The organism is Dactylosporangium sp. NPDC051485, assembly GCF_040682015.1.
GTDB lineage: Bacteria > Actinomycetota > Actinomycetes > Mycobacteriales > Micromonosporaceae > Dactylosporangium.
Genome location: NZ_JBFAZW010000218.1, coordinates 1 through 6,044 on the forward strand (window position 1 = coordinate 1; position 6,044 = coordinate 6,044).

At 71.5% G+C, this 6,044-nt stretch carries 4 protein-coding genes and 1 pseudogene; all 5 read left to right on the forward strand.

Annotation, left to right across the window (positions count from 1 at the left end):
• A pseudogene (locus AB0M46_RS50735) lies at window positions 1-338 on the forward strand (hypothetical protein); the annotation flags it as partial.
• On the forward strand, window positions 335-1,885 hold the full coding sequence (locus AB0M46_RS50740; protein WP_363348862.1) for a hypothetical protein: 1,551 nt from the start codon (window positions 335-337) through the stop codon (window positions 1,883-1,885). The pseudogene AB0M46_RS50735 and the gene AB0M46_RS50740, both read left to right, overlap by 4 nt.
• Before the next feature lie 2 nt (window positions 1,886-1,887).
• A complete protein-coding gene (locus AB0M46_RS50745; RefSeq protein ID WP_363348864.1) occupies window positions 1,888-2,604 on the forward strand; it encodes a hypothetical protein in 717 nt (238 codons plus the stop codon).
• Window positions 2,605-2,916: 312 nt separating this feature from the next.
• Window positions 2,917-3,732: a replication-relaxation family protein gene (locus tag AB0M46_RS50750; RefSeq protein WP_363348868.1), complete on the forward strand. Its 816-nt coding sequence runs from the start codon at window positions 2,917-2,919 to the stop codon at window positions 3,730-3,732.
• Between the two features lie 745 nt (window positions 3,733-4,477).
• Window positions 4,478-4,798 (forward strand): hypothetical protein, encoded by a 321-nt coding sequence (locus AB0M46_RS50755; protein WP_363348866.1) that lies wholly within the window; start codon window positions 4,478-4,480, stop codon window positions 4,796-4,798.
• Window positions 4,799-6,044 lie beyond the last annotated feature (1,246 nt).

The window sequence follows — 6,044 nt, forward strand, 5'->3', positions numbered from 1 at the left end:
GGTCGGTCGCGGACGGCTACGGCGAAACGTCGCGGTGGCTGCGACCGGTCCGCCTCCCTCGTGCCGGTACGGCGGCGGCGCTGCGGCGGGCCCGCCGCGGTGACTGGCTGCTGGTCTCGGCGGCCGAACTCGGGGTGCTCGCGCACCTGCCGCCCGACCCGGCGCTGTACGGGTTCGGCACCTCGGCGATGCACCGCCCCTTCCCCGGCGGCGCCCGCCGGGCCGATCCGGAGGCCGGTTGGACTCGGCACGGCTGGACCGGCACCAGCGATCGACCGGATCCCAAATCGAACGACAACGACAACGACCGTGACGACGATTTTCCGGAGGCGGTATGACCACCCGACATCCCGCACCACCCGACTCGGCCGCACGGCAACCGGCCCGGCGCGCTCCCGCCCGGCTACGCCTCGTCGCGCCGGACGCGCCACGCCGCCGGGCGGTGAAGGCCCTCGGGGTGGCGCCGATCGGTGAGCCGGTGCTGATCGGCCTGGCGCCGGAGGACGCCCGGCATCACGTGCATGTGCCGGGGCCGACCGGCACCGGCAAAACGACCCTGTTGCTCAACGTCGCCATTGCGGATGCACGGGCCGGGCGCGGTCTGGCGGTGTTCGACCCGAAAGGCGACTTCGTTCGGGACCTCCTCGACCGGTTGCCGCCCGGCGTCGGCGGCCGGCTGGTGGTGATCGATCCGGACGAGAAGGAGGCGCCGCCCGCGCTGAACCTGTTCGACCTGGGCGACGACCCGGAGAGCGTGGCCGATCAGCTCGTCGGCGTGATGGCCAAGGTTTGGGCGCAGTATTGGGGGCCACGCACCGACGACTTGGCCCGCCACGCCGTGCTGACCCTGGCGCACCTGCCCGGCGCCACCCTCGCCGATCTGCCCGTGCTCCTCGCGGACGCGGTGTACCGGCGGCGGGTCCTCGGGCTGGTTCGCCGGCGGGCTGATCCGGTCGAGTCGGCGGCCCTGGCCGCGTTCTGGGCCTGGTACGACGAACTCTCCCCGGCGCAAGCCTCGGTGCAGGCCGGTCCGCTGCTGTCCAAGCTGCGGGCAGTGCTGTCCCGCCGGTTCGCCGCATCGCTGTTCGGCGTGGGCGCCTCCACGTTCCGACTGGCCGACATCCTCGACGGCGGGGTCTTGCTCGTGCGGCTCCCGCCCACGCTCGGTGAGGACACCGTCCGTCTCGTCGGGTCGCTGCTGCTCGCGGCGTTGCTCAACGCGGCCAACGCGCGGGCCGACCTGCCGGAGGCGGACCGCCTGGATGCGTCGCTGATCCTGGACGAGGCGCATGCGTTCCTGCACCTGCCGGTCGGGGTCGACAACGCCCTCGCCACGGCGCGAGCCCTGCACCTCTCGTTGGTGCTCGCGCATCAGCATTTGGGGCAGCTGTCCGCGTCGATGCTGGCGGCGATCGACGCGAACGCCCGCAACAAGGTGTTCTTCTCCCTGCCCCCGAAGGATGCGCGGGACCTGGCGCATCACGTCGCGCCGTACTTCGAGGCCGAAGACCTGATGCGCCGGGACGCCTACGGCATCGTGTGCCGCCTGGTCATCGACGGCTGCGACAGCGAACCGTTCAGCCTCACCACCCGACCGGCGCCCCCGCCGGTCCCCGGCCGCGCCACCGAACTGCGCCACGCCGCTAGGCAACGTGGCCTGTCGGCGGCCGACCGGGCGGCCCTGGCCGAGGCGCGCCGCCTCGGCCCCGCCGCCCGCACCACCAACCCAACCGGGACGCCAATCGGCGACCCAACCAACCCAACGGGCGGCCAACTGCCGCCCGCCGAGGCAACGGACGCGGATCTGCCGTCCGCAGGACCGGACGTGGCACCCCCTCCAGCGGCCCGATTCCGGCCGCCCACCCGATCCAAGACAAGGAACTGACCATGCGACAGCTCGTCCTGAACATCGCTCCCGAGGTCGCCGAACTGCTCGGCAGCGAAGACGCGATCCTCGCCGCGTTCGACGCGGCGGAACTCGGGTTCGTCTGCACCGCGTGCGGGCAACCCGGGACCCTCACCGCCACCGACCGGGCGTCGGTGGTGGCCTACCTGCCCGACCACGGGCGCGGCGCGCCGGTGGTCCGCTACGCCCACGAGCACTGCCAGGCATCCGAACTGCTCACCGTCGACACGCCGGTCGGCGACGATCCCGGCTCGGTGTGGCCGGCACAAGCCTGGCTGCGCCCCGACGATGACGACCCGGCGGCGGTCGTGCTGATCGGTCCCCGCCTCGCCGCGCTACGCGTGACCGACGGCGGGGAAACGATCGACCGGATCACCGCCGGGCTGCTCGGGGTCGGCTTCGAGCTCCTGGACGGCCTGGACGGTCCGATGCCGAATGTGGAAGGACTCGCGGTCCGGCTCGGCCTCGGTGACCGGGTGTCCGTGGTCGACGGCGATGACTGCCCGCTGTGGGACGGCCCGCTTGTGCTGCCGCCCGGCTGGACCGAGGCGGCCACGACGACCGGCCGTGTCGGTGTCGTCGTCGCGTCCGGGCTGAACCTGCTCGACGTCGAACGCGACCACCTTGCCGACCTGCACGACGCGACCGGCCGCGGTGCCGCCGTGGCCGCAACCGCCCAACTGCTCACCGACGACTGAACCCGTGACCGGGCCCAACCGGCGCCGCTGTCACACCCGAACCGGCCGCCGCTCACACGGTGGCGGTTCGGCGGTGACCGGCGCCGGTTGGGTCGGTGTTCGACCCGGAGCCTCCCTCGGGCACTCCCCGGCGGCTCCCCGGAGTCGAAGCCACACCTGAGGCTCCGACCTCCACACCTCTCACAGTGCAGGTCACACGGCCTGTCCACGTCCCGCTCCGAAAGGTGACTGGTCTACATGACCACAACCAAGAGCCCGCACGGGCATCTCCCCAACCCCACAGGGCGCCACCCCGGCACCTCCGTGCCCGCCGTGGCCAGCGAACTGCGGCGGCTCATGCCCCGCGACCGGTGGCTCCTCGATCTGCTCCATCAGCATCAGGTGTTCACCACCGAACAGGTCGCGGCGCTCGGCTTCGACAACGTGCACACCGCCCGCAACCGCCTCAACCTCCTCGCCAACCGGGCCGTGCTGACCCGGTTCCGGGACGCGGTCCGGCCCGGCTCCCAGTCCTGGCGCTGGGCGCTCGGCTGGATCGGCGCCGCCTACATCGCCTACCGCGACGGGGCGCCGGTCCCGCGACCGGGCACCGTCGCGGATCGGGTCAACCGCCTCGGCGCGAGTCCGCGTCTGGCGCACCTGCTCGGCATCAACGGCTTCTTCGTGGACCTGGCCGCGCACGCCCGCACCACGCCCGGCGCCCGGCTCGGGGTGTGGTGGTCGGAACGGCGCTGCCGCGACGTGTGCGGGGACCTGGCCCACCCGGACGGGCACGGCATGTGGACCGACGACGGCCACACCGTGTCGTTCTGGCTGGAGTACGACCGCGCCAGCGAACCCGCCCGCCGGGTCGCCGGGAAACTGGACGGGTACCACGCCCTGCACCGCGCGGCCGGGCTCAACCACCCGGTGCTCATCCGGATGCAGACCGCCCGGCAGGAAACCGAACTCCACAAGCGGCTCCGCGCGCATCCGGCCGTAGCCTCCGGCGGGCTGCTCGTCGCCACCATGGCCGGTGAGCACACCATCCACCCCGCCGGGCCGGTCTGGCTGCCGGTCGGCCACCCGCACCGGCTCCGGCTCGCGCAACTCCCGGCCGCCCCTGGTGACGCGTCTCGGGCCGCGTGAGCGGCCCGGCAAACTCTGACCGCGCCCGGTCACGTCCTGTCGTGTGACAGGACGCTATAACTTGCTCCGGTTACCGGACGCTATAACTTGCTCTCCCGCTCACCGTGGCCGAGGCGTGGCGGGTACGCCATCCACCTGAGCCCGTAGCGGCGCCGTTGCGGGGCGGCGCATCCCGGACGGAGCAGCACGGGCCAGCATAGCCGTTCGCGGGTCCGGGGCAAGCCGGCGGCGGCCCTGCGCGATGGCCGCCTGGAGCTGGTCCAGTCCGGCATGCGCCCGGGTGAGGGCGGCATCGTCCGCCCCGCATGACGCCAGGCAGTCCAGGATCGCCCGGGACGCCTGGACGTATCCCTCCGCCACGATCAGCACCGAGGCGATCTCCGCCCGCGTCGTCGCCGAGTCCACACCGTTCACGGTAGGCGGCGCCGCCGCCCGCCAAGCCGGTTTTCCGATCTTGGATCTCGGTGGCGGCTCGCAGGCTGCCGTCAACGGTCACGCCAACGCAGCAACCCAACGCGCAGCCGGCGCCCTAGGCCAGCCGGACGCAGCAGCACGAACGTGCCAACCCTCAACCCCTGTAATGCCGGTCCGTGCGTCGTCGTACGGGCCGCTGCCAGCACGTCCAAATCCAGGCGCGACCCGTAGCGGGTCCGTCAACCGTTCCGACACACCGTCGATTTCCGCGAAGGAGTACCGCGATGGTCACCACCCTCCCGATCCCCTTGAACGTCCACAGTGGAGGAACATGGCTACCAGCCACCCCGACACGCCCGGTCGTATCCCTGACCGGCGGCTGACCCGCCGCGCCGCCCGGCGCGCCACCCCGCCGACCGACCCGACCCGGCCGACCGGCAACGACGACACGGACCCGGACAACCCGTACCGTGACACCCCCGGCCACCCGGCAGCGCGAGGCACGCTGCCGATGGCGCGGCGACTCCTGGACCTCGCCACCGAGGACGAGATCCAGGCCCTTGCCGCCGAGGCCGGACCGATGAGCGAAGACCAACGCACCACCCTCGCCCGGCTGCTGCGCCTCAACCGGCGCCAGGACCGCGCCGCATAACATCCACTCCCGGCGAAACCCGCGAGGGCTGCGCCGGGAGACGGTGACCGGCTGCCCGTGCTGACGGCTGTATCCAGCACGGGCAACCGGGCTGTCAGCCCACCACGGGCGTCGCGGCGTGTCCTTCACCCTTCAGGGTTAGAAGAGAGTGACTGGAGTGACAGGTCTACCAATCAATCACTCCACGCGCGCGGCCACGCGCGCGTAGAGCCAAACCGCAGAACCGTCTCTTGACATGCGCGTGCGCGCGTGCAACGCGCGTGGCAACGAAACCGGGAGAAGCCGCTCCATCTGTCACCCGTCACTGCCGAGAGGCGGCGACAGGGAGAGCGCCGGGCGATTCGCAGCACGGAGCCGGGCGAGGGCGGACCCCTCCAGCCTGTCCCGCACCCGAGCACACGGACCCGCACGTTACGCAGATCACAGGTCCGTTTCGCGGTTGAACATCATTGAACATCAGCATTCGCGCACTTCGCGCACTTCGCGGCTTTCGTCGGCTACGCGGGCAGCGGCACTCATCGGCGGCGGGTGATGCGTGGGGGTGTCGACATCGTACGCGGCGTGCGCAGTTCGGGGGCGGTTCGCGACTGCGGTAGCGGCGTTGCACGCGAGCGTGAGCGAGCGAAACGCACCGGACGACATTGGTAATGCAAGGTGGTGTGCTGGAAAAAGATGAGCATCGATAGACGCTCATGGTGTTTTCGCAGCTAGAGCGCCATATGGCCAGCCACGAAGGCGCGTGTGCCCAGCAAGGCGACGCGTTGACCTGCGGGAACACGTGCGCAAGGTGGGTGGGCCTGCCCATGTACGTATAGACGTGCGTCATGGTGTGGGCGTGGTGTTGGAGACATTGATGGGCGTGACGCCAAAGATGGCGTGGGTCGCTCTGCCGGGCGTCGGTGACCGTCGTCGGCGCCGGTGCGGCGGTTCGGCCGGCGGCGTTAGCGGTCATTGGGGGTGGCTAACCCTCGTTACCTCCTGGCACCTTCCGGAGGGCGGCATGGCGTGCCACGGTCGATGGAGATCGGCCCTGTCGCGGCGGGGGACGCCTGGGCCGGTCACCAACCGTCCACGAAGGACCAGGAGGAGACCCGATGGGCCGTGCCCGACAGGTGCGAGCGCACCCGATCAACGTCACCGGTGAGGTCGAGCGGCTGACCGAGCAGGACGAACGGATCGTGCGTCTCGTCGCCGAACACGACGTGTTCAGCACCGAACAACTCGCCGCGCTGTGCTTCGAGCGGGC

Coding starts and splice junctions, on each gene's coding strand:
- AB0M46_RS50740 (WP_363348862.1), top strand. CDS start 335: ATGACCACCCGACATCCCGCACCACCCGACTCGGCCGCACGGCAACCG.
- AB0M46_RS50745 (WP_363348864.1), top strand. CDS start 1,888: ATGCGACAGCTCGTCCTGAACATCGCTCCCGAGGTCGCCGAACTGCTC.
- AB0M46_RS50755 (WP_363348866.1), top strand. CDS start 4,478: ATGGCTACCAGCCACCCCGACACGCCCGGTCGTATCCCTGACCGGCGG.